Annotated in this window: 21 protein-coding genes; all 21 read right to left on the reverse strand. The window is 40.0% G+C overall.

What is annotated here, in order from left to right:
- Window positions 1-228: 228 nt before the first annotated feature.
- Window positions 229-786, reverse strand: a complete 558-nt coding sequence (gene raiA / locus MKY12_RS29000) for a ribosome-associated translation inhibitor RaiA (RefSeq protein ID WP_036721235.1) — start codon at window positions 784-786, stop codon at window positions 229-231.
- 228 nt (window positions 787-1014) lie between these two features.
- Window positions 1015-2460 (reverse strand): S-layer homology domain-containing protein, encoded by a 1446-nt coding sequence (locus tag MKY12_RS29005; protein ID WP_339251794.1) that lies wholly within the window; start codon window positions 2458-2460, stop codon window positions 1015-1017.
- A 488-nt stretch (window positions 2461-2948) separates the two neighbouring features.
- Window positions 2949-3146, reverse strand: coding sequence for a cold shock domain-containing protein (locus MKY12_RS29010; protein WP_036721237.1), 198 nt, complete (start codon window positions 3144-3146; stop codon window positions 2949-2951).
- Window positions 3147-3387: 241 nt separating this feature from the next.
- Entirely contained in the window at window positions 3388-3726 is a 339-nt protein-coding gene (locus MKY12_RS29015) for a hypothetical protein (protein ID WP_339251796.1), read from the reverse strand.
- Window positions 3719-4105 (reverse strand): flagellar export chaperone FliS, encoded by a 387-nt coding sequence (gene fliS / locus MKY12_RS29020; protein ID WP_339311851.1) that lies wholly within the window; start codon window positions 4103-4105, stop codon window positions 3719-3721. Before fliS ends, MKY12_RS29015 begins: the two co-directional genes overlap by 8 nt.
- A gap of 22 nt (window positions 4106-4127) precedes the next feature.
- Entirely contained in the window at window positions 4128-5645 is a 1518-nt protein-coding gene (gene fliD / locus MKY12_RS29025) for a flagellar filament capping protein FliD (protein ID WP_339251800.1), read from the reverse strand.
- Between the two features lie 13 nt (window positions 5646-5658).
- Entirely contained in the window at window positions 5659-6045 is a 387-nt protein-coding gene (locus MKY12_RS29030) for a flagellar protein FlaG (protein WP_339251802.1), read from the reverse strand.
- Between the two features lie 156 nt (window positions 6046-6201).
- On the reverse strand, window positions 6202-6768 hold the full coding sequence (locus MKY12_RS29035) for a hypothetical protein (RefSeq protein WP_339251804.1): 567 nt from the start codon (window positions 6766-6768) through the stop codon (window positions 6202-6204).
- 104 nt (window positions 6769-6872) lie between these two features.
- Window positions 6873-7703 carry an NAD(P)-dependent oxidoreductase gene (locus MKY12_RS29040; protein WP_339251806.1) on the reverse strand — a complete coding sequence of 277 codons (831 nt, stop codon included), beginning with the start codon at window positions 7701-7703 and terminating at the stop codon, window positions 6873-6875.
- Entirely contained in the window at window positions 7703-8191 is a 489-nt protein-coding gene (locus MKY12_RS29045) for an acyltransferase (protein ID WP_339251808.1), read from the reverse strand. The genes MKY12_RS29040 and MKY12_RS29045 overlap by 1 nt, the downstream gene beginning before the upstream one ends.
- A 12-nt stretch (window positions 8192-8203) precedes the next feature.
- The gene (rfbC, locus tag MKY12_RS29050; RefSeq protein WP_339251810.1) at window positions 8204-8734 is read right to left on the reverse strand and encodes a dTDP-4-dehydrorhamnose 3,5-epimerase; all 531 of its coding nucleotides are present in this window, start codon (window positions 8732-8734) and stop codon (window positions 8204-8206) included.
- Window positions 8731-9960: a class I SAM-dependent methyltransferase gene (locus MKY12_RS29055; RefSeq protein ID WP_339251812.1), complete on the reverse strand. Its 1230-nt coding sequence runs from the start codon at window positions 9958-9960 to the stop codon at window positions 8731-8733. Before MKY12_RS29055 ends, rfbC begins: the two co-directional genes overlap by 4 nt.
- A gap of 16 nt (window positions 9961-9976) precedes the next feature.
- Complete coding sequence (gene rfbG, locus MKY12_RS29060) at window positions 9977-11044, reverse strand: CDP-glucose 4,6-dehydratase (RefSeq protein ID WP_339251814.1); 1068 nt, start codon at window positions 11042-11044, stop codon at window positions 9977-9979.
- Between the two features lie 3 nt (window positions 11045-11047).
- A complete protein-coding gene (gene rfbF, locus MKY12_RS29065; protein WP_339251816.1) occupies window positions 11048-11815 on the reverse strand; it encodes a glucose-1-phosphate cytidylyltransferase in 768 nt (255 codons plus the stop codon).
- Window positions 11816-11818: 3 nt separating this feature from the next.
- Window positions 11819-13432 carry a glycosyltransferase gene (locus MKY12_RS29070; protein ID WP_339251818.1) on the reverse strand — a complete coding sequence of 538 codons (1614 nt, stop codon included), beginning with the start codon at window positions 13430-13432 and terminating at the stop codon, window positions 11819-11821.
- Window positions 13433-13460: 28 nt separating this feature from the next.
- Complete coding sequence (locus MKY12_RS29075) at window positions 13461-15347, reverse strand: glycosyltransferase (RefSeq protein ID WP_339251820.1); 1887 nt, start codon at window positions 15345-15347, stop codon at window positions 13461-13463.
- Between the two features lie 96 nt (window positions 15348-15443).
- Window positions 15444-16520 (reverse strand): glycosyltransferase family 2 protein, encoded by a 1077-nt coding sequence (locus MKY12_RS29080; protein ID WP_339251822.1) that lies wholly within the window; start codon window positions 16518-16520, stop codon window positions 15444-15446.
- Between the two features lie 93 nt (window positions 16521-16613).
- Window positions 16614-17426 carry a flagellin gene (locus MKY12_RS29085; protein WP_339251824.1) on the reverse strand — a complete coding sequence of 271 codons (813 nt, stop codon included), beginning with the start codon at window positions 17424-17426 and terminating at the stop codon, window positions 16614-16616.
- 70 nt (window positions 17427-17496) lie between these two features.
- Window positions 17497-18306, reverse strand: a complete 810-nt coding sequence (locus MKY12_RS29090; RefSeq protein WP_339251826.1) for a flagellin — start codon at window positions 18304-18306, stop codon at window positions 17497-17499.
- A 230-nt stretch (window positions 18307-18536) separates the two neighbouring features.
- Complete coding sequence (gene csrA, locus MKY12_RS29095) at window positions 18537-18773, reverse strand: carbon storage regulator CsrA (protein ID WP_339251828.1); 237 nt, start codon at window positions 18771-18773, stop codon at window positions 18537-18539.
- A 1-nt stretch (window position 18774) separates the two neighbouring features.
- The gene (gene fliW / locus MKY12_RS29100; protein ID WP_339251830.1) at window positions 18775-19221 is read right to left on the reverse strand and encodes a flagellar assembly protein FliW; all 447 of its coding nucleotides are present in this window, start codon (window positions 19219-19221) and stop codon (window positions 18775-18777) included.
- Window positions 19222-19281 lie beyond the last annotated feature (60 nt).

Consider the following 19281-nt stretch of genomic DNA (forward strand, 5'->3'; position numbering starts at 1 on the left):
CCGCTGCTTCATAAATTGTAACAGTTTGTAAGAGAAGCCGCAATACAAGCCGCCCTAACCTTATTCTGTATAATCCCCTTACAAGAGGACAGAAGATGGCATTTTAATGAAACTTCTATATATACGCACAAGAGCCCTATTCGCTTCAGGCGAATAGGGACTCGTCTAATTGTCCACGTTAGGCTGAACCGAAGCCCTTGCTTATTCCAACAATTCCCGGTCCAGAGGTTAGTTCTGCTCGATCAGACCGTACTTGCCGTCATCGCGTTTGTAAACTACGCTCACTTCGGAAGTGTCAATGTTGGAGAACACGAAGAACGTATGTCCAATCATGTTCATTTGCAGAATCGCTTCTTCCACATCCATAGGCTTCAAGGTGAACCGTTTGTTCCGCACAACCTCAAGATCATCATAATCCTGTTCCTGCTCTTCAACAGCAACGGCGCTGCCCGAACCTTCAACGAACAAGGTCTTCAGGCTGCCTTCCTGACGGAACTTGCGATTAAGCTTAGTCTTGTGCTTGCGGATCTGACGTTCCAGCTTGTCCACTACGGCATCGATGGATGCATACATATCATCGCTGCGGTCTTCCGCACGAAGCGTCACACCAGCTAGAGGAATTGTCACTTCCACCGTATGAAGGCCGCGAACGACGCCAAGCGTCACATATCCTTCAGAGGTAGGGGGTGCTTCGAAATACTTCTCAAGTCTGCTGAGCTTCTTATCAACATAGTCTCTCAAAGCGTCGGTCACTTCAATTTGTTGACCTCGAATGCTGAATTTCATAAGGCACTCCTCCTTTGTTTACTTTTCCATTATAGCAAATTGTCAGGGCTAAGTAAAAAACAAATCATGACAGACTTTACATTCACCTAACAATAGATGTAACAGACCTGCCGTAACAACAAACGGCCCGGCTCGAGCATAAAGCCGCCCTCGCCGGACCGAATACTGATTGCTGTATTATTTCACGCTGAAGCCTGGATTATGAATGATTCCATTCATCAAGATTACTTATTTCGTGTGAATACGCAGAAGCTCTACAGGTGACAAGGTGCCATTAGAATCAGTGATAAAGAAGACTTTATACGCTGTATTGGCAGTGAGTCCAGTCAGGTTAATGCTGTGTTTCACAACTGGATTACCTGTAAGAGTACCAGCCCAAGGCGCTGTTAATGTAGCACCCGCACTGTTCTGTGCGTTAGCAATCTGCATTGCCGTTGGATCAGCATCTGTTGCCTTAACCACCACATATTTCAGAGGGGTTACCGGTGTACCCGTCTGCCCGTAAGCAGCATATACATCCGCAGACACTGTTGTTACATTGGTGATCCCTACCTGAGCGACCGACCATGTGCTGCCTGGTGCTGTTTTCACTTGAAGCGGCGTTACGCCGGACCAGTTACCAGAAGCGTCAGCCAGGGCAACGTAAACGGTATAATCCGTATTTGCAGTCAGACCATACACCGAGAAAGCAACGGATGTGCCGCCTGTAGCCGCAACTTGGCCGAAATGAACGCCTGCTGTTGTAGCATTAATCAGTCCGTCTTTCACTTGTGCTGCAGTTGGTGCGGTTACGTTCATGCTGTATGGAGCAACTACATAATACACGGCTCCTGTAACAGAAGGCGTAACATATACATCAGCGGTAACAGAACCTACATGGCCGTAAGTCACGTTGCTTACAGACGGCAAGGTAACGCTACCGCCTCCACCGCCGCCTCCGCCAGTGCCGCCACCACTACCGCCGCCAGGAGCTGGAGTAGCTGTTGGGCTGGTGCTTGGCACAGGTGTTGCAGATGGAGCCGGTGTTGCTGTCGGTGCTGGTGTAGGCGTTACTCCGCCTGTAGCCGGCTTATGCACAACTGAGTTGCTTATAATTCCCACCGCTTCGGCACGGGTAAGGGATTTCTTCGGACCGAAGGTTCCGTCAGGATAACCGTTAATGATCTTCTTCTCAGCCGCTGAGGCTACGGCCACCTTGGCCCAAGCTGCGATCTGAGCATTATCCTTGAACTTAAGCGGAGTAGAGCTTGTACTCAGCTTAAGCAGCTTGGCAGCAATAACTGCTGCTTCCTGCCGGGTGAGCGGGTTGTTGGCCCGGAAGGTATTATTCTCATACCCGCCAATATAACCGGCCTTCACAGCTTTAGCCACTTCACTGTAGACCCAATTGGATTTCTTCACATCCGTGAAGTTAAGAGTAGCTGCTTCGGTGAACCCGAACAGACGATTAATCAGTGCCACATATTCACCACGGGTAATTGCCTTATTCGGCTTAACCGTTCCGTCAGGATAACCACCCAGGTATCCTTTATCCAGCCAGCTCTGCAGTTGCTTCTGCGCCCAGTGTCCTTGAATATCCTTAGGTGCAGGCGCTGCGGACACACTTCCCAGTGATCCAAGCAGCATTGAAATACCAAGTACTCCGGCCGTAAGGCCACGCCACAATTTCTTCATTCTTTTGTTCATCCTCCTGTGAGTTTGATGGGCATAGGCTTCACTGCATGACTTCTTACCAAAAGATCTTTCGGAAGCATACGCCTAAGCAATAATGAGAGTGCAGACTAGGCAACAAAAAAGCCCAACGGTTTCTATTACCCATATTTTGGAGGATGTTAACATTTTTCCGTAACTAATTTTTACAAAGTGTCCAATTTAGGACTCTTTTCATCTCGAAATGTAGGCCATTTACTCGAAATTGAGAATATTTATAAGAAGAATGTAAGAACAGAGTCATACGGTCCCTCCTTACAAAGAACACCTCTCGAACTCTTATCCCCAGCTTTATGCACAGTTTATCCACAACAGACAAAGTCACATCATTAGACAAAAGCAACTTCATTCACTGCATAAAAAAGACCCAAGGGAGATCCCCTGGGTCTAACGCTAGCGTTGTCTCAATTGCTAACCATCTACCATATATGTAGGTCGGCTTCGCCGGATGATTATAATTTGATGACGTTAGCTGCTTGTGGTCCGCGTGCGCCTTCAACGATATCGAACTCTACGGATTGGCCTTCATCCAAAGTCTTGAAACCGTCAGTTTGAATCGCGGAAAAGTGTACGAATACGTCGCCACCATCGGAAGTTTCGATAAAACCATAACCTTTTTCTGCGTTAAACCATTTAACTTTACCTTCCATTGACTAAACATTCCCTTCGTCATCAGATGAACGTGAGTCTTGCTCACAATTCGACTATACCACCGCAGCTTCTCTATTGTCAATTGGAATAGTAAATGATTACTTTCAATAATTTACCAGGGTACAATCGGCATCAGAAATGGATAGAATTCGGTAATATAAGTTACAAAAAAAGGAGCAGACGCTTGTAAATACCCGTCTGCTCCCCTATTGAAACAGGAGAAAATCTATTATTCTATCTTTATTTTTTACGGTCCATCAGGAAGCTGTCCGGGGTGTAGGCGGTCTCGTAGGCGCTGCGTTGGATTTTAGCTAATTCTCTATGTTGAAGCCAATTGGCAGCCTCGCCTTTGAGTTGCTGCATTCTTTCAATTATTTCAGGATCTCGTCTTAGGACTGCCTTCAGATGACTCTCTTCCTCAATAGAGAGAGCAGACTGTCCACTAAATTTTTCTCGAATGGAGTCAATCAAAACCTGACGTTTCTCAACAAATTCCTCTAATTCCTCGAAAGAGCAAGTATTTAATCGATTAGTGATATTCAATGTAATATCAACCAATATAGCGACTTGTTTATCCATACGTGTTGTTATTTACCGGCATCTTAGAGGCTTCCATCCAAGTTAAGCGAAACTCAGTTAAATACCCCAAGGCCTCTTCTGCATGCGATTTCTCCTTCTTTACATTCGCTTGGATAAGCAAGTAATTAATATATTCATAAAGAGAGAGCAAACTGTTGGATATCTCGTAAGAAGGATTCAAAGTCGACATCAATTCACTGATAATCAGTTGAGCTTTGCCTAGATTGAAGTTTGCCTTCTGATGATTCACCGAATCAATCCCCTCGATACCAGCCCTGACAAATCGGATTGCTCCATCAAACAACATTATAAGCAACTGCGCTGGGGTCGATGTGTTAACCGATGATTGACGGTATTTTTCATAAGGAGAATTTATCATTTATGTCACCTTTCAGTTCAAATTAATTAGAGAATAAACTACTTAAACTTGAAGACTGAGAATTATATTTATTCATCGCAGTTTCCATAGCTGTAAACTGTTTATAATATCTAGTTTCTAAATCGCTAAGACGATCCTGCAATGAATTAATACGTGAGTTATAATCCTTTAGCATCCGTCCCATAACACTTTCCGTTTTGTAGGCAAAATTAAGGTCAGTTGAGAATTTTGATGTACCCGCTTTTAACACGATTTTATCTAAAGCTTTGTCTGCTGCAGTAGATAGTCCCCCAAAGATTCCTCCGTTCACCTCAAGCGCAGAACCACGGAATGTATCGCTTACTTTTTGTGGATTATCCAGGATAGCCTGTTTAAGTTTATCCTCATTCAGATAAAGCTTCCCATTTTCATAATATTGCCCAGTAGTAATTCCCATCTCACTAAGAGCACCAAGTTTACTAGTTATTGCTGTACGCATATCTGAAATTGCAGTTTGAAGAATAACATCTCCTTTGAGCAAACCACTTTTCGCTTTCTTCTCCCACAATTCTATTTCCTTCTCGCTCATTGCTTCCTTTTGTTCATCCGTCAGAGGAGTGAAACTTCTGTACTTTTCTTCCCCTATAGTTGTAGCCATTGTGTTGATAAGTTCATTATACGTTTCTACAAAAGCTTTAATTGTCTCAACAGATTTATCAGCATCAGCCTGAGTCTTAATCGTGGTAACTCCGCCCGTAGTGTCGCTTTTAGCAAGAAAAGTAAGCGTAACACCATTGACAGTTAGAGAATTTGAAGTACTGGTATAAACCTCAGCAGTAGCAGACTTACTGCTTGTAATTTCGACCTTTGCTTCTTGGGCCTTAAAAAACGATGCGCTTGTATCACTATAATCCATCTTTAACAGAGTAAGGAGTGAACCACTGACCTTTTGACTTTCAATCAAGTTATCTGTTCCAAACTTATTGGATGTAATCGATAACTTACCACTCACTTCATCAAAGGTGGCTTTGATAACTCCTGAGCCACTATTTATTCTAGCCATAGCTGTTGAAATAGTATCATCCTCAGTAAAAGTAATACTTTCTCCACCATCTACAACAAATGATAGTGGTGATGTCGCTCCACTCAGATTAATCAACTTGGTGTTGAGTGTAACTTTACTTTCATCGGGACTCTTCGAGGTATCAATAGTAAGTTTTGTGGCCGATTCTAATGAGGATTTAGTTGCAAGCTGTGTCACCTTAACCGACATATCCACCCCATTAGATGCCGAGCTAGCCTCTGCCCGAACAGCAGTCGTATTGCCTCCTAGAACTGCTTTTTGAGTGTTCATTTGGGTTGAAGTATTCCACTTAATAAGTTTATTCATTTTTAGATCGACTAATTTAGCATTAAATTCTCTGTAACTGTCCCGCTGCCATTCCATTAATGTCTTTTGTTGATTCAGCTTATCCAGTGGTACGCGCTTAGCTGCCATCATTTTTTTAACTACACTGTCGATATCTAATCCTGAAGAGAATCCGCTAACTCTCATCACCATTCATAATTCCTCCTTACACTTTTTCATCAATAAGAATGCCCGCTATTTCCATCATCTTTGCGACAAGATCCAGCGTTTTTTCTGGTGGAACCTCTCTTATTAACTCGCCTGTTTCTTTATTCATTACCTTTACCATCAGAGCATGAGTTTTCTCATGTATGCTTATCTCTAAAGAGGTGGTTGGCCCTTCTAGCGCTTTTACTGCACGAGCAATAGTTCGGATCAGCTGCTCTTCTCCTACGGGCACCTTGATTCCCTGCTTTTCCATAGCAGTCAGCTCCAAAGCACTCGTAGCTTGCGCTATCCTATTACTAACGTCTTTGTTTGAGGTTGATTCATTTCTCACATTACTAATGCTCCGCTCTACCGATTTTGCGGATAGAGAAAATTGAACGTCCATTCCCATAACCTCCACGGAAACTTGTATTTAGTTTATATATCGGTATAAGATTGAGGTTATTTAGCTTTTTCAACCTATCTCTCTATTTTTTACAGTACAAGGTGTCGATGCTGTTAATCTCTTCATCCCTTTTTACGCTTCTAAGCAAGGATACATCTATATTTCATTTATAAAGAACTGTTGGGCCCAGCATTTCTGTTTAGCTTTATACTCTATTGCCCCATCCTCATCTTTAAAGACAATCATTCCATTCTCAACATTCCGTTTATAAACCGAGGCGCCAATCCCTACTGATACCCGGTCGCCAATGGTACACTCCCCTACAATGGAGGAGTACGGAAGCAAGGAAACACCTTTTCCCAGTTTGGGATAAATACCGTTTTGCGCTCCAACTGTACTGCCCTGCGATGCTATCAAATAATCGCTGTATTGAGCTTTGCCTAATACCGTACCTACGGTATGAAATAGCAGGAAAATATCAGGCAACTTTGTATCATACATGCAGCTAAAGCCATGAAGTGATTTGTTAAGATAAAATATTTTATTGGCTAAGGCAGCATCCCCATTCTCATTCCATACACTATTTGACAAGAACCACAGAAAAACTGCGTACTGATCTGAGTGAAGATGATTTAAAAAGGCAGAGCCGTTCTTGTTATATGACTCAAGAGCTATGTTTGTGAAACAGTAATCAGTCCGCTCCAATGCAATATCAACTGCCACTTTCTCAATCCCGGATTGAAAATCAATAGTTTGATTGTCCGGAAAGAAATGATTAAGTTGGGCAGATATATACTTTTTAAAATCATATATTGAAAGAGAGAGTTTTATAGGATTCGCCTCTTTTCATTAGCGTAATCTCTTATCAATTCTTCCAGCAAATCCAAAGGATTTTGCGGCTTATAATTAAATTCTGTCCGTACACGTTTATTATCAATTTCCAAAAATTTTATAGTTTGAGGATTATCAACAACCTCAACCCTGCATCCCGTAAAAGAAGAAATACGATCTACCCATTGTTTATTTGTAAGGTTAAATCCGCTTGCAACGTTATACATACGATGAACTCCGTTATGAGCAATTTGAATAAGTAAATCAACGACATCGTTTATAGAAATATAATCCTTCTCTGACTCTAACGAAGTTCTTAATAATATTTTACCTTCAACTATCGAATCTTTAATAATAGAATATAAAAAGTTGTTAGAATTAAAATCTGGTCCGCACACATTTGATACACGCGAGACCCTTACATTAGGTTTGTTAATAGTGAGACAAATTGATTCTCCTGTGAGCTTAGATAAATTAAACAAATCTTCTTCACGGAATGGATTAACAAAGATTTCGCTTTCTTCCCCAGCCGTCTCTCCTGGAGGTTGATTTATATAGAGCCTTGTAGATGATACGTATAGAAAGGACTCGTACTTAGCCTTCTCTAGTAAGTCTGCAAGAAAGCTGACGTGTGCCTTTATAGTATCAAATGGGCGATCCCGAAAGTCAGAAGTGACACCTGCACAATAAATAACATGTCCCAGGTGATTATTGAATAGGTTTTGCTCTTTACGACTAGGACCATAAGCTTCCATTTGAAGCTGGCTAAGTTTATTCATAATATGTCTGCCAATAAAACCTTCTGCACCGATAACGGTTGTTTTCATTAACTCCTAATACCTACTTTCCTGGTTGGACTCCCTAAATTGACGGTGTAAGCTTCTATTTCCCCCGCTACCAAGGAGTTAGCTCCAATAACACAGCCTTTACGCAAAATAGCCCCGTCCAAAACAACACAATTAGCGCCAATCCATACATCGTCTTCTATTATAATTCCTCCTCTGCTTTCCATAAATCGTTGTTCTTTTATTGTCATATGGCGAGAACGATATTCATGATTTGTAGGTGCCAGGGTACAGTTTGCCGCTATCAGGACATCTTTTCCAATGCTAATACCATTGCCTGAATAAAGAACACAGCCTGAATTTATGTAGCTGTTCTCTCCGATTAATATATCGCCAGAACCACCAGATGGTTTAATTTTAACAAAAGAGTCAATCATTACTCCTTTTTCGATTACAATTCGTGTACCACGTGAGGATGGCTCAATATCTGCTAAATTTGAAACCTGGGCATGTTCAGATATGATCAGCATATATAATCCCTCCTATAACGTCCAATTAGGATAATTATTATCCCTATCATTGATAATCGGGGTATCTATAGGCCATTTAATTGTAAAGGCAGCATCGTCCCACCGCACTCCGGCACTATATTCAGAACGATAGGTTTCAGACATTTGATAATACACTTCTGACTTATCCTCTAATGTTTGGAATCCATGTGCAAAACCTTCAGGCACATAAAGCATCCGACCATTGGCTTCGTCTAATTCAACAGCAAACCATTTGAGATATGTAGAAGAATTCTTACGTAAATCGATAATAACATCGTATACTGCACCTCTAGTACACCTAATTAATTTAGTCTCCCCGAATGGTTCTAATTGAAAGTGCATTCCTCTCAGTGTACCACGGTGAATATTAAAGGAGGTATTACACTGTACAAAATCATTCGCTAAACCATGAAGTGAAAATTCTGCTTTACAAAAGACCCTGGCGAAATGACCTCTTTCGTCATAGTGAGGCTCCATATTAATTACATACGCCCCTATTAGAGGAGTCTCAGTAAATTTCACGATATCACCGTCATTTCGGGTACTGGAATTATCCATTTACCTCCCCATTCACGTATAAACGTCGTTTGTTCCATGATCTCTTCTTTCAAATTCCACGGAAGGATTAGCACATATTCCGGTTTTGTCCGTTTTAACACATCAGGTGAATATACCGGGATTCTAGACCCTGGAAGGAAAGTACCTTGCTTATAGGAGCTGCGGTCAACTGTATAATCCAAATAATCCCGATCAATACCGCAATAGTTAATTAAGGTGTTACCTTTAGCAGGTGCCCCGTACCCTACAATTGTATTTCCATTGTTTTTAAGATCTATTAGAAGGCCCATAATTCTCCTCTTTACTTCAACTATCTTATCGGAGAAATTTTTGTATGTGTCTATTTCCCTCATACCTAATGAAGCTTCTTGTTCCAGCAATGCTTGAACAGCTTGGCTTATAGAAAGCTCTCTGTTTTCTGAATGCTTTGCATATATCCGAATGGAGCCACCATGTGTCTCCAACTTTTCAACATCATAAATAGAGAGTTTGTGCTGTGCAAATAAATTACACACTGTTGTAAACGAGAAGTATGAAAAATGTTCATGATAAATCGTATCAAATTGATTATGCTCCATAAGCTGGAGAAGATGAGGAAATTCCATAGTAATAGTCCCATGAGAGTTAAGTAGCACCTTCATCCCCTTAACAAAGTCATTGAGGTCAGGTACATGGGCAAGTACATTGTTGCCTAGCAGGAGATCTGCTGTCTTCCCCTTTTCCTTCAAGGCATTTGCTAATTGGGTTCCAAAAAAATCAACTACAGTATCAATCCCTTTTTCTATAGCAGATTTCGCAACATTGGCTGCTGGTTCGATCCCTAATACAGAAATGCCCTTCTCCTTAAAGTACTGCAATAAGTAGCCATCATTACTGGCGATTTCCACCACATTCGTGTCACTAGAATATTGGAATTTATCTATCATATGTTCAACATAATTACGGCAATGGTTTAACCAACTATCCGAATAACTGCTAAAATAAGCATACTCACTAAAAATATGCTCTGGAGTTTCGAAATCTTCTACTTGAACCAGGAAACAATGCTCACAGACATAAGTTCTTAAGGGATACATAATCTCCTTCTGGCTTACAGATTCCACATAGGAGTTAGCTAAAGGCGAAATCCCTAGATCTACAAATATGGTGCTTAGTTCCTCACCGCAAAAACGACAGCTTCCCTTAGACATTCATTGTATCTCCTTATCATAAGGTATGTTTTTCACTTTTTATCTTTTCGTAATCGCGAATTTGTTTTAACGTCAAGTCTTGAATACCCTTACTCATATAATTTAAGTACCAGTCCATTGTCCATTCAATAGAATGGTTTATCGGCAGTTCAATTCTCCAGTTCAGCATACGTGAAGCCTTCTCACTATTTAACACAAGAGTTGAAGCTTCATAGGGCTGAGTAAGGGAAGGATAAAGGACATCTACAGGATAATCCAGATGCTTATTACATTCTTCAATAAGCTGGGCAACAGATATATTTGAAGCTTCGCCAGGACCAAAATTCCAGGAGCCGACATACTTTTCTCCGGATTCTCCCATATTTTGAGCCAGCAGCAAATATCCATTAAGACAATCCAACACATGCTGCCAAGGCCGTATGGCACTAGGATATCTGATATTTAATTTTTGTTTATGGAGTATAGAGCGGATGATATCGGGAATAATCCGATCTGCAGCCCAATCTCCCCCGCCTATAACATTGCCTGCTCTGGCAGAAGACAATAGTTTTCTGCCATTCGAGTAAAATGACCGTTTGTAGGCAGAAGTAATGATCTCCGAACATGCCTTACTTGCACTGTAAGGATCTGTTCCTCCAACGGGATCACTCTCAATAAATCCCTGTAATGAATTGTTATTCTCATAACATTTATCTGTAGTAACATTAATAACAACCCGTACAGATTCTGTATGCCTGGCTACCTCTAACAAATGAGCAGTTCCCATGACATTAATCGAGAAGGTTTCAATAGGTTTACGATATGATTCCCGCACTAGAGGTTGGGCTGCCAAATGAAATATAAACTCCGGTTGAACCTTATGAATAAAGGATTGCAGTTGTTCATAATCCAACATATCACCATAAACAGAATCCATATTTTCCGCCACGCTTGCTAGCTTGTACAGATTTGGGTCACTTACTGAAGGGGTATTGCTGTATCCATAAACATCAGCCCCAAGATATTGCAGCCATAATGCTAGCCAACTTCCCTTAAACCCTGTATGACCTGTGACTAACACCTTCTTGTTTTCCCAAAAGTTCATTCCTTACCACACCTTCCAGGGAGCAAAGCCTGTATCCCACAACTCTTCCAACTTGTTCTTATCCCTTAATGTATCCATCGGTTGCCAGAATCCATCATGCATAAAGGCTGCCAGTTCTCCTGATTTCGCTAATTTTTTCATTGGTTCTTCTTCCCAAATAGTATCGTCACCACTTATTAAGTCAAATATCTGTGGCTCCAAAACAAAAAATCCGCCATTAATCCAGTTACCATCTCCCATAGGTTTCTCCTGAAATCCAATGATTTCATTATCATGAAACTCAAATGCACCGAACCTGCCCGGTGGACGAACTGCAGTCACAGTCGCCAATTTCCCTCTCCGCTGATGAAAATCTATAAGCTCAGTTATATTAATATCAGATAACCCATCTCCATATGTGAAACAGAAAGGGCTATTCCCAATATATTGTTGTACCCGCTTTAATCTTCCTCCAGTTAATGTGTGTTCTCCTGTGTCTACTAAGGTCACCTTCCAAGACTCTGATTTATTTTTATGAATTTCCATCTCATTTGATCTGAAATCAAACGTAACATCCGAAGTATGCAGATAGTAATTGGCAAAAAACTCCTTGATCAAATAACCTTTGTATCCTAAACATACTATAAATTCATTAATTCCGTAGCTAGAATATACCTTCATGATATGCCAGAGCATTGGAGCTCCACCGATTTCAACCATGGGTTTTGGCTTCACTACTGTCTCTTCGCTTAATCTGGTTCCCAATCCACCAGCCAATATTACTGCTTTCATCTGCTATATATCCTTTCTAACGATAATATCAAAATCTACAGCAGAATCTTTTTTCTTTAAGACATTGCTATACGTAAGGGATAACCCCCGATTTGTAAATGCGCTAATTATCTTATTACAATCCAATTCATTAAATTCAGGAAAGCTTAGGCTCATTCCCAATTGACCGCCTAGATTGAGCATACCTGTAATTGTTTTGAATATATGATAATTGCTTTTCAACTTGGTAGCATCGTATTCGAATAGAATATAATCAAAGCTCTTTCCAATCAGATGAGTACTTATTTCATCTAAATTTCCTTCAAAGTAATAATCGGAAACCGTCTTTATATCCTCTAAATATTTATCTTCTAGGCAATAGTTGGTAATTTCTATATTTTGGATCCCTTTGTAATTTAGCATGTTTTTTAATTGTAGAGGATTACCTCCACACTTAGGATTTATCCCCAAAATTGCAGGATTCAACATGGACAATTTAACCGAAAACTCATTGAGAAGCAGAGGATTCATTATCGCATCCGACCACGAATCTAAATTATATTTTCGAATAAATATGTCTCTACTAACATTTAATGAGTTATTATTAATCTGATCTTCTCGAACCGTAACAGAACCAAAGTGATATGTGAATGTATCCTTGCAATATACCAACTTGTATCCCGCTCTTCGAATTCGGAAGCTGATATCATCATCAGCAAATTCTCCATAGTAAAATAACGGATCGTAGTAACCTATTTGTTTAAGTAATTCTGTTCTTACCATTAATACACAAGGAAGAAGTCTTACACGTTCCTCCCATTTTCGGGGATCCGAGTGGTTATATTGATCTGCAAATTGAATCATCTCTTCAATATTATTGTAATCACCATTAATCTGCTGCATATTGCTGATCATGCTCGCACCAGGAGATACATAACCTATTTTGTCATCAGATTCTATACACACCAATAGGTTATCCAACCAACGCGGTGTAAGAATAAAATCATTACATACCCCGGCAGTATATTTACCTGCTGCCACTTTCAATCCTTCATTAAATCCATTAGTGGGTCCTACATTTTTAATTAAATGAAGCGGCTTAACTTGGGGCATAGAATTAAGATATTCTTTAGTTCCATCTGATGAACCATTATTAACCACGATTAATTCATAATTAATATTTTGTGTATATTGCAATATACTCTTTATACACAATTTGGTATATTCTAATTTATTATATGCTAATACTACTATACTAACGAGTGGCTGTTCAGTTAATGAACAGAGCCTTTTATTATCATCGACCAGTTGTTCTATCACATTTACTAATTCAACGTCTTGTGTCACCTCTTTTGCTTTAGCAAAAAAGTAGTTGGATTGAATTAGATTATTGCTTAATTTATAAACGTATCCAAGGTTAAAAAGAACATCTACGAACTCCGAATCAATAAGCAGTCCTTTCCACAATTCATTTTCCGCCTCTTTTAAATTGTCCTCAGCTACGGCTATCGCTGCTCTCATAGTACAAATTTCAACTTTTGTAACTACTGATTCATCAGATTTTATTTCAGATATTATACATTTTGCCTCTTCAAGGTTACCGCTTTGAATAAGTTCTTCAATTTTCTCCTTGATCATGCAAGTCTCCTCGATTCTCTGTTGAATGTTAGGTTGCAGCCATCCATGTTACTATTGGAAATTTCCGTTTGATATCATCTCTAATATCGTTCATACCTTTAACATTATTTTGCTTCTTATAACATTGGTAACAACGCTCATAAGTGCTATAGACAGGATTTAAGTCCATGAGTTGGGAATAGAATAAATGAGCATCTTCGAGATAGTTATTTTGAAAACAAAGATCACCAAGTAAAGTAATAACCTTCATATTATTCGGTTGTTCGTCATATAGCTTGATCAAAAGATCAATTGCTACCTCTGCAAAACTATAATCCGCGAGTAAAAGACATATGTTGTACTTCGTTTCTACGCTTCCCTTCAAAAGGAGCCCTAACACACTTTCAAAGATTTCAAATTCCTGCAGTATGATAAGATGACGGCAAACTTCAATAATCAATTTTTCTAAACCTGTAGTTAATCGAACATTGGAACTATCTTGTCTGTTGACTAAACTCATTAGCACGTCACTCTCTCTGTTGCTTAAATTCAAAAGTGTACGCGCTTTTCGAAAGAGGGCAGGATCCTTAAGAATAACAGAAAGCAAAAGCAGATCTTCTCCCACTTCAACTGGATATTCGGTAATATCAGACCATTGTTCATGTGCCTGCTCATATTTTTTATCATATTGTAAAGACACCGCGATGATATGAGGCGGTGGTTCGATATTAAATTTCCCCACATATTTAATAAGCAACGGGTGCCTCAAGACGTATAGGGTATCCAGCAACAGCCTTAGGTCATTAATATTCTGAACATTGTATATGAACTCTATATTGTGATAGACCTCCTCAACAGGGAGATTTGCTTTCGTTACGATTTCAAAATACTTTTTTAAAGCCGGAGAGTACGTTTTCTTTTCTCGTAGGACCTGAACGGTCTCTTCATAGCTTTGAGTTATTTTTCTTTGTTTGTCATATATTTCAGCCAGCATAAACCGGGCTTTATAACCTCCTGAACCTTCAGTTATCATCGTTCCCTCTGTTTGGTCCCCAAGGAGGAGACACTTCTTGAACGATAATATCGCTTCTTCCTTATAATCTGCCTCCAGGAGCATTTGTCCTTGTACATAACGCATTTCAGAGTCTGAAGGAAATAGCTGAAGGGCATCCCCTATGATTCTTAAACCATCTTCATGCTTATTCAACTTCCCAAGATTCGAAGCAAGAAAGGACAACAAATCCGGAAAAAATGCTTTATTTTTACTCAAAGGGTAGGCTTGTTGAAACAGTTTAACAGCTTTCTCTGTTTCACCAAGTGCTACATAAGTTCTCCCCATATTAAATAAATTGTATCCATTAGGATTCTCATTAACTGCCTTAATCATGATAGGAAGATTTCTTTGCAGCTTATCCTTATCTGCAATCGTCTCTTTGTTGTAACCCGTATGGTGAAGAAGCAGATCCGCATCTCCTCCAACGAAAGAATAACGTTTATCCAATACATTAATATGTTCATGAAGATGATTCTCAAAATAAAGCTTATCATTATTCTTAAATAACCTTACGACTTTATGTGTAAAGGTTTGTGCATAGGATATATAATTTTTAATTTTTAGTAAGTAATAATCCGCATCTGATACAATTTCCTTATAAATATCAGATTTCTCATCCAGATATTCATCCGCATCCATGATAATAATATAATCACAGGTAGCTTGTTGAATACTATAGTTTCTTGCCTCGGAAAAGCTGCCAGTCCATTCAAAGTGGTGAATGTTTGAAGTAAACCTAGTTGCAATCTCTATAGACGCATCTTCTGACCCAGTATCTACAATAATAATTTCGTCCACCTTGCCGGTAACACTTTCCAAGCAACGTGCAAGTGTGTTCTCTTCATTCTTTACAATCATGCATAGTGATACTTTTTTGTTCATCGAGGTATCCTCTCATCATTTCAGAAATTAATAATTATACTCTAGTTATCGGTCTTTTCTCATAACATAATAAGATGCACAATGATTAAAAATTTATTAATTTTCATCATTTTTTTTATTTAGAATATCGAGACGATTTTGGGCCAATTTGTAATTGTATTCAGCTGAAATTTGATAATATGTTTTTGCTTTGACCAAATCACCTGTAGTTTCATAGAATACAGCAAGGTTATAGGCTGCCAGGAAACTTCCTGTTCCTTTAACACTTTCGTAATTTGTAGTATCTCCTACGGACAGACATTTCAAATATGACTCTTCTATTAAGGGGAAATATTTAAAATACTTATCTGTATCACTAAACACCAGTTCCATAAAAAACACTCCACTAGCGAAAAGGAAATCCGGGTAATCAATTAAGTAATGTTTCTCCTTTTCAATTAGAGTAAGCCCTTGTTCAAAATCTTTCAGCTCCAAGAATGTATGCAAATACTCAATTACTACTTGAGGTTTATAAACATCATTATTAGTGATTGACTTATAACATCTTGTTAGGTAAACATTAGCTTTAGCATATTCTTTTATTATCCGGTACTCTTTACCCAGTTGAAATATTGTATATGAGTCATCAGGATTCTGCTCTAACTCGACTTCTAGCATCTTAATATTACGTTTATACTTCTCAGACTTAAAATATCCGTCATGATATACTTCAATAGGCACGTTTTTTCTTGGAAGATCAGAAACAATCTGCTCATGTATTTTACCGGTGTAGAAGGATCCTTTGGGAAACAACCGGGTCACATAAGCCTGCGATTCTCTTAGCTCTCCATTATAATTAAAAATGTTAGTAATTTGGATTCGACCTACGGCATCATGCTTAAGTATGAAGTCGTCTATTTCTTTTCGTGAAGCATGTGTAATCTGGTCATCTGCATCCAGCACTAGTATCCACTCACCACTGCAATGCTCTAAAGCATAGTTTCTTGCACTCGAGAAATCATTATCCCAAATATAATCAAAGATCCGCGCTCCAAAGGTGCTTGCAATCTGCTTAGTATGATCTGTTGAACCCGTATCGACGATTACGATCTCATCAACGATAGATTTTACACTCTGCAAACACCTTCCGATTTTTTCCGATTCATTCTTTACAATCATAGCTAATGATAACATCGCCGTCACCTCACTTAGTTTCTACCCTACATGCGCGGGTTCAAAAAAAAAAAGACCTTAGATAAACTAAGGTCTCTATTCAGACGGTAAAGATTAACGAAGCAATTGAAGAACGCCTTGTGGCTGTTGGTTCGCTTGAGCAAGCATCGCTTGAGCTGCTTGAGCAAGAATATTGTTCTTCGTTTGCGCCATCATTTCTTTCGCCATATCTACGTCACGAACACGGGATTCTGCTGCAGTCAGGTTCTCAGAGGAAGTATTCAGGTTGTTGATTGTGTGTTCCAAACGGTTCTGAACAGCCCCGAGCTTCGAACGTTCTGTAGATACTTTTGCAATGCCCGCATCAACAGCTGTCAGAGCTGTTTGCGAATTAGCCTTAGTCTTCAAATCACCTACAGTAGTCATTAATGCCGCAGCATCCATATCAGCGAAGGTATAAGAAATCTTTTGGTTTGTATTAGCACCCACTTGGAAATCCACAGCAGTTGTAGCGCCATTCCAAAGCTTCTGTGTATTGAATTCGGTATCATCTGAAATACGAGTAATCTCAGTTGCCAATGCCTGATACTCTTGGTCAATAGCTTCCCGGTCAGCCGTCACGTTCGTATCATTAGACGATTGAACAGCAAGCTCTCTCATTCGTTGCAGGATGGAGTGAGTTTCATTCAATGCACCTTCAGCTGTTTGGATCATGGAGATGCCATCTTGAGCATTACGGGATGCTTGATCCAAACCACGAATTTGTCCGCGCATTTTCTCAGAGATTGCCAGACCTGCAGCATCATCTCCTGCACGGTTAATCCGAAGACCGGATGACAGCTTCTCGATATTCTTGCTTGTATTGCTGGTGTTAACTGCCAATTGACGGTGAGTATTCAGCGCCGTAACATTGTGGTTAATAATCATTTTGATTTCCTCCTTGAATGTAACTTCCACATCCTTGTGGAAGTTTTATAGATTAGACTCGAACTTTAGATTAACGAAGCAGTTGAAGAACGCCTTGCGGCTGTTGATTCGCTTGAGCAAGCATTGCTTGAGCTGCTTGAGCAAGAATGTTGTTCTTCGTCTGACTCATCATTTCTTTAGCCATATCCACATCACGAACGCGAGATTCTGCTGCAGTCAGGTTCTCAGAAGATGTATTCAGGTTGTTGATCGTATGTTCCAGACGATTCTGAACCGCCCCCAACTTCGAACGTTCTGTGGATACTTTACCGATAGCCACATCAACAGCTGCCAGAGCTGTAGATGCGTTGGCTTTTGTCGTCAAATCACCAACAGCGGTCAAAGTAGTTGCATCCATAGAAGCGAATGTATACGAAATTTTTTGTCCAGTATTAGCACCAACTTGGAAATCAACCGCTGTGGTAGAACCGTCCCACAGCTTCTGCGTATTAAATTCCGTATCTTTAGAAATACGTGTAATCTCAGTTGACAACGCTTGATACTCTTGATCAATAGCAGCGCGGTCAGCCGTAACGTTCGTATCATTGGATGATTGAACAGCAAGCTCTCTCATCCGTTGCAGGATGGAGTGAGTCTCATTCAATGCACCTTCAGCGGTTTGAATCATGGAGATACCGTCTTGAGCATTGCGGGATGCTTGGTCCAGACCACGAATCTGCCCGCGCATTTTTTCGGAAATAGCCAAGCCAGCAGCATCGTCCCCTGCACGGTTAATCCGGAGACCGGATGACAGCTTCTCGATATTCTTGCTTGTATTGCTAGTGTTAACTGCCAGTTGGCGGTGAGTGTTCAGCGCCGTAACGTTGTGATTGATAATCATGATAATTTTCCTCCCTGAAATATACTGGTTCCACATCCTTGTGGTAACAAGGATCCGTTAAGGTCGGCCGCCCCGCGGGATCTTCGTCTAAATTATATATCGTCTTTAAACCCTCATGAGTTTAGAGTAATCCGGCAAATTTCCATATATTTATTTTGGATTATTTTGATGTCATAAAGAAATACCGGAGATAGCCCTGAGCTACCACCGGTTAAAGTCTTATATCCATATTAATTTTTCGCCTCGCGTATTCGGTCAATAAGTGTGTGAATCTCTGAGGGAGCAGGTGCTGCCGATTCCTGATTGGATTCCTTAATGGATAGATATATTTCTTTACGAAATATATCTATATCACTGGGAGCCTTTATACCAACTTTGACTGTATCCCCCTCTACACTTAAAATTGTAACTTCAACCTGGTCCGTTATGATGATACTCTCGCCTTTTTTTCGAGAGAGAACGAGCATATTAAGCACCATCCTTTCCATAAATACTTGGAGACAACGCTAATAAGCTGTGTTTAGTATGATAGGGTGTGTTGTGCAGTACAATCTGCTTGCCTACTCGTTCTTCTGGGTTAAGCACAAGGGGAGCAAGCAAATTAATCGTAGACTCCTCCACCTTATTCTTCAGGGTTATTACACAACGTACGATTAGTTGGTTATCAATCTTTAGTTCCTTTGCTTCAGCATCAGGAAGATCAAACTCATACGACGGATAGAAGACAAAAGGGTCACTAAGCAGAAAGGACAAGGCCTTATCTTTCGTCGACTGTAAATACCAAAAAGAATGATCAAGGGTAGAAATTAATGCAAAATCAGTTTCCTCTTCAAATCCGGGAATCCCCTTTGAAAAATGAAATACATGTTCCTCATCCACTTCCATTTCCCCCCAAGACAGTGTATCAATAATCATCTGTTTCCACTCCTTCGTACAATATTAAACAAGAAAAGCCGTAGAAGCGCTATCCGGCAC

The sequence above is a fragment of the Paenibacillus sp. FSL M7-0896 genome, from assembly GCF_037975415.1.
GTDB classification, from domain to species: domain Bacteria; phylum Bacillota; class Bacilli; order Paenibacillales; family Paenibacillaceae; genus Paenibacillus_AQ; species Paenibacillus_AQ silagei.

Excerpts from the sequence above, each read along its gene's own strand:
- raiA (WP_036721235.1), bottom strand. The coding sequence starts at position 786 with ATGAAATTCAGCATTCGAGGTCAACAAATTGAAGTGACCGACGCTTTG.
- MKY12_RS29005 (WP_339251794.1), bottom strand. The coding sequence starts at position 2,460 with ATGAAGAAATTGTGGCGTGGCCTTACGGCCGGAGTACTTGGTATTTCA.
- MKY12_RS29010 (WP_036721237.1), bottom strand. The coding sequence starts at position 3,146 with ATGGAAGGTAAAGTTAAATGGTTTAACGCAGAAAAAGGTTATGGTTTT.
- MKY12_RS29015 (WP_339251796.1), bottom strand. The coding sequence starts at position 3,726 with ATGGATAAACAAGTCGCTATATTGGTTGATATTACATTGAATATCACT.
- fliS (WP_339311851.1), bottom strand. The coding sequence starts at position 4,105 with ATGATAAATTCTCCTTATGAAAAATACCGTCAATCATCGGTTAACACA.
- fliD (WP_339251800.1), bottom strand. The coding sequence starts at position 5,645 with ATGGTGATGAGAGTTAGCGGATTCTCTTCAGGATTAGATATCGACAGT.
- MKY12_RS29030 (WP_339251802.1), bottom strand. The coding sequence starts at position 6,045 with ATGGACGTTCAATTTTCTCTATCCGCAAAATCGGTAGAGCGGAGCATT.
- MKY12_RS29040 (WP_339251806.1), bottom strand. The coding sequence starts at position 7,703 with ATGAAAACAACCGTTATCGGTGCAGAAGGTTTTATTGGCAGACATATT.
- MKY12_RS29045 (WP_339251808.1), bottom strand. The coding sequence starts at position 8,191 with ATGCTGATCATATCTGAACATGCCCAGGTTTCAAATTTAGCAGATATT.
- MKY12_RS29055 (WP_339251812.1), bottom strand. The coding sequence starts at position 9,960 with ATGTCTAAGGGAAGCTGTCGTTTTTGCGGTGAGGAACTAAGCACCATA.
- rfbG (WP_339251814.1), bottom strand. The coding sequence starts at position 11,044 with ATGAACTTTTGGGAAAACAAGAAGGTGTTAGTCACAGGTCATACAGGG.
- rfbF (WP_339251816.1), bottom strand. The coding sequence starts at position 11,815 with ATGAAAGCAGTAATATTGGCTGGTGGATTGGGAACCAGATTAAGCGAA.
- MKY12_RS29070 (WP_339251818.1), bottom strand. The coding sequence starts at position 13,432 with ATGATCAAGGAGAAAATTGAAGAACTTATTCAAAGCGGTAACCTTGAA.
- MKY12_RS29075 (WP_339251820.1), bottom strand. The coding sequence starts at position 15,347 with ATGAACAAAAAAGTATCACTATGCATGATTGTAAAGAATGAAGAGAAC.
- MKY12_RS29080 (WP_339251822.1), bottom strand. The coding sequence starts at position 16,520 with ATGTTATCATTAGCTATGATTGTAAAGAATGAATCGGAAAAAATCGGA.
- MKY12_RS29085 (WP_339251824.1), bottom strand. The coding sequence starts at position 17,426 with ATGATTATTAACCACAATGTTACGGCGCTGAATACTCACCGTCAATTG.
- MKY12_RS29090 (WP_339251826.1), bottom strand. The coding sequence starts at position 18,306 with ATGATTATCAATCACAACGTTACGGCGCTGAACACTCACCGCCAACTG.
- csrA (WP_339251828.1), bottom strand. The coding sequence starts at position 18,773 with ATGCTCGTTCTCTCTCGAAAAAAAGGCGAGAGTATCATCATAACGGAC.
- fliW (WP_339251830.1), bottom strand. The coding sequence starts at position 19,221 with ATGATTATTGATACACTGTCTTGGGGGGAAATGGAAGTGGATGAGGAA.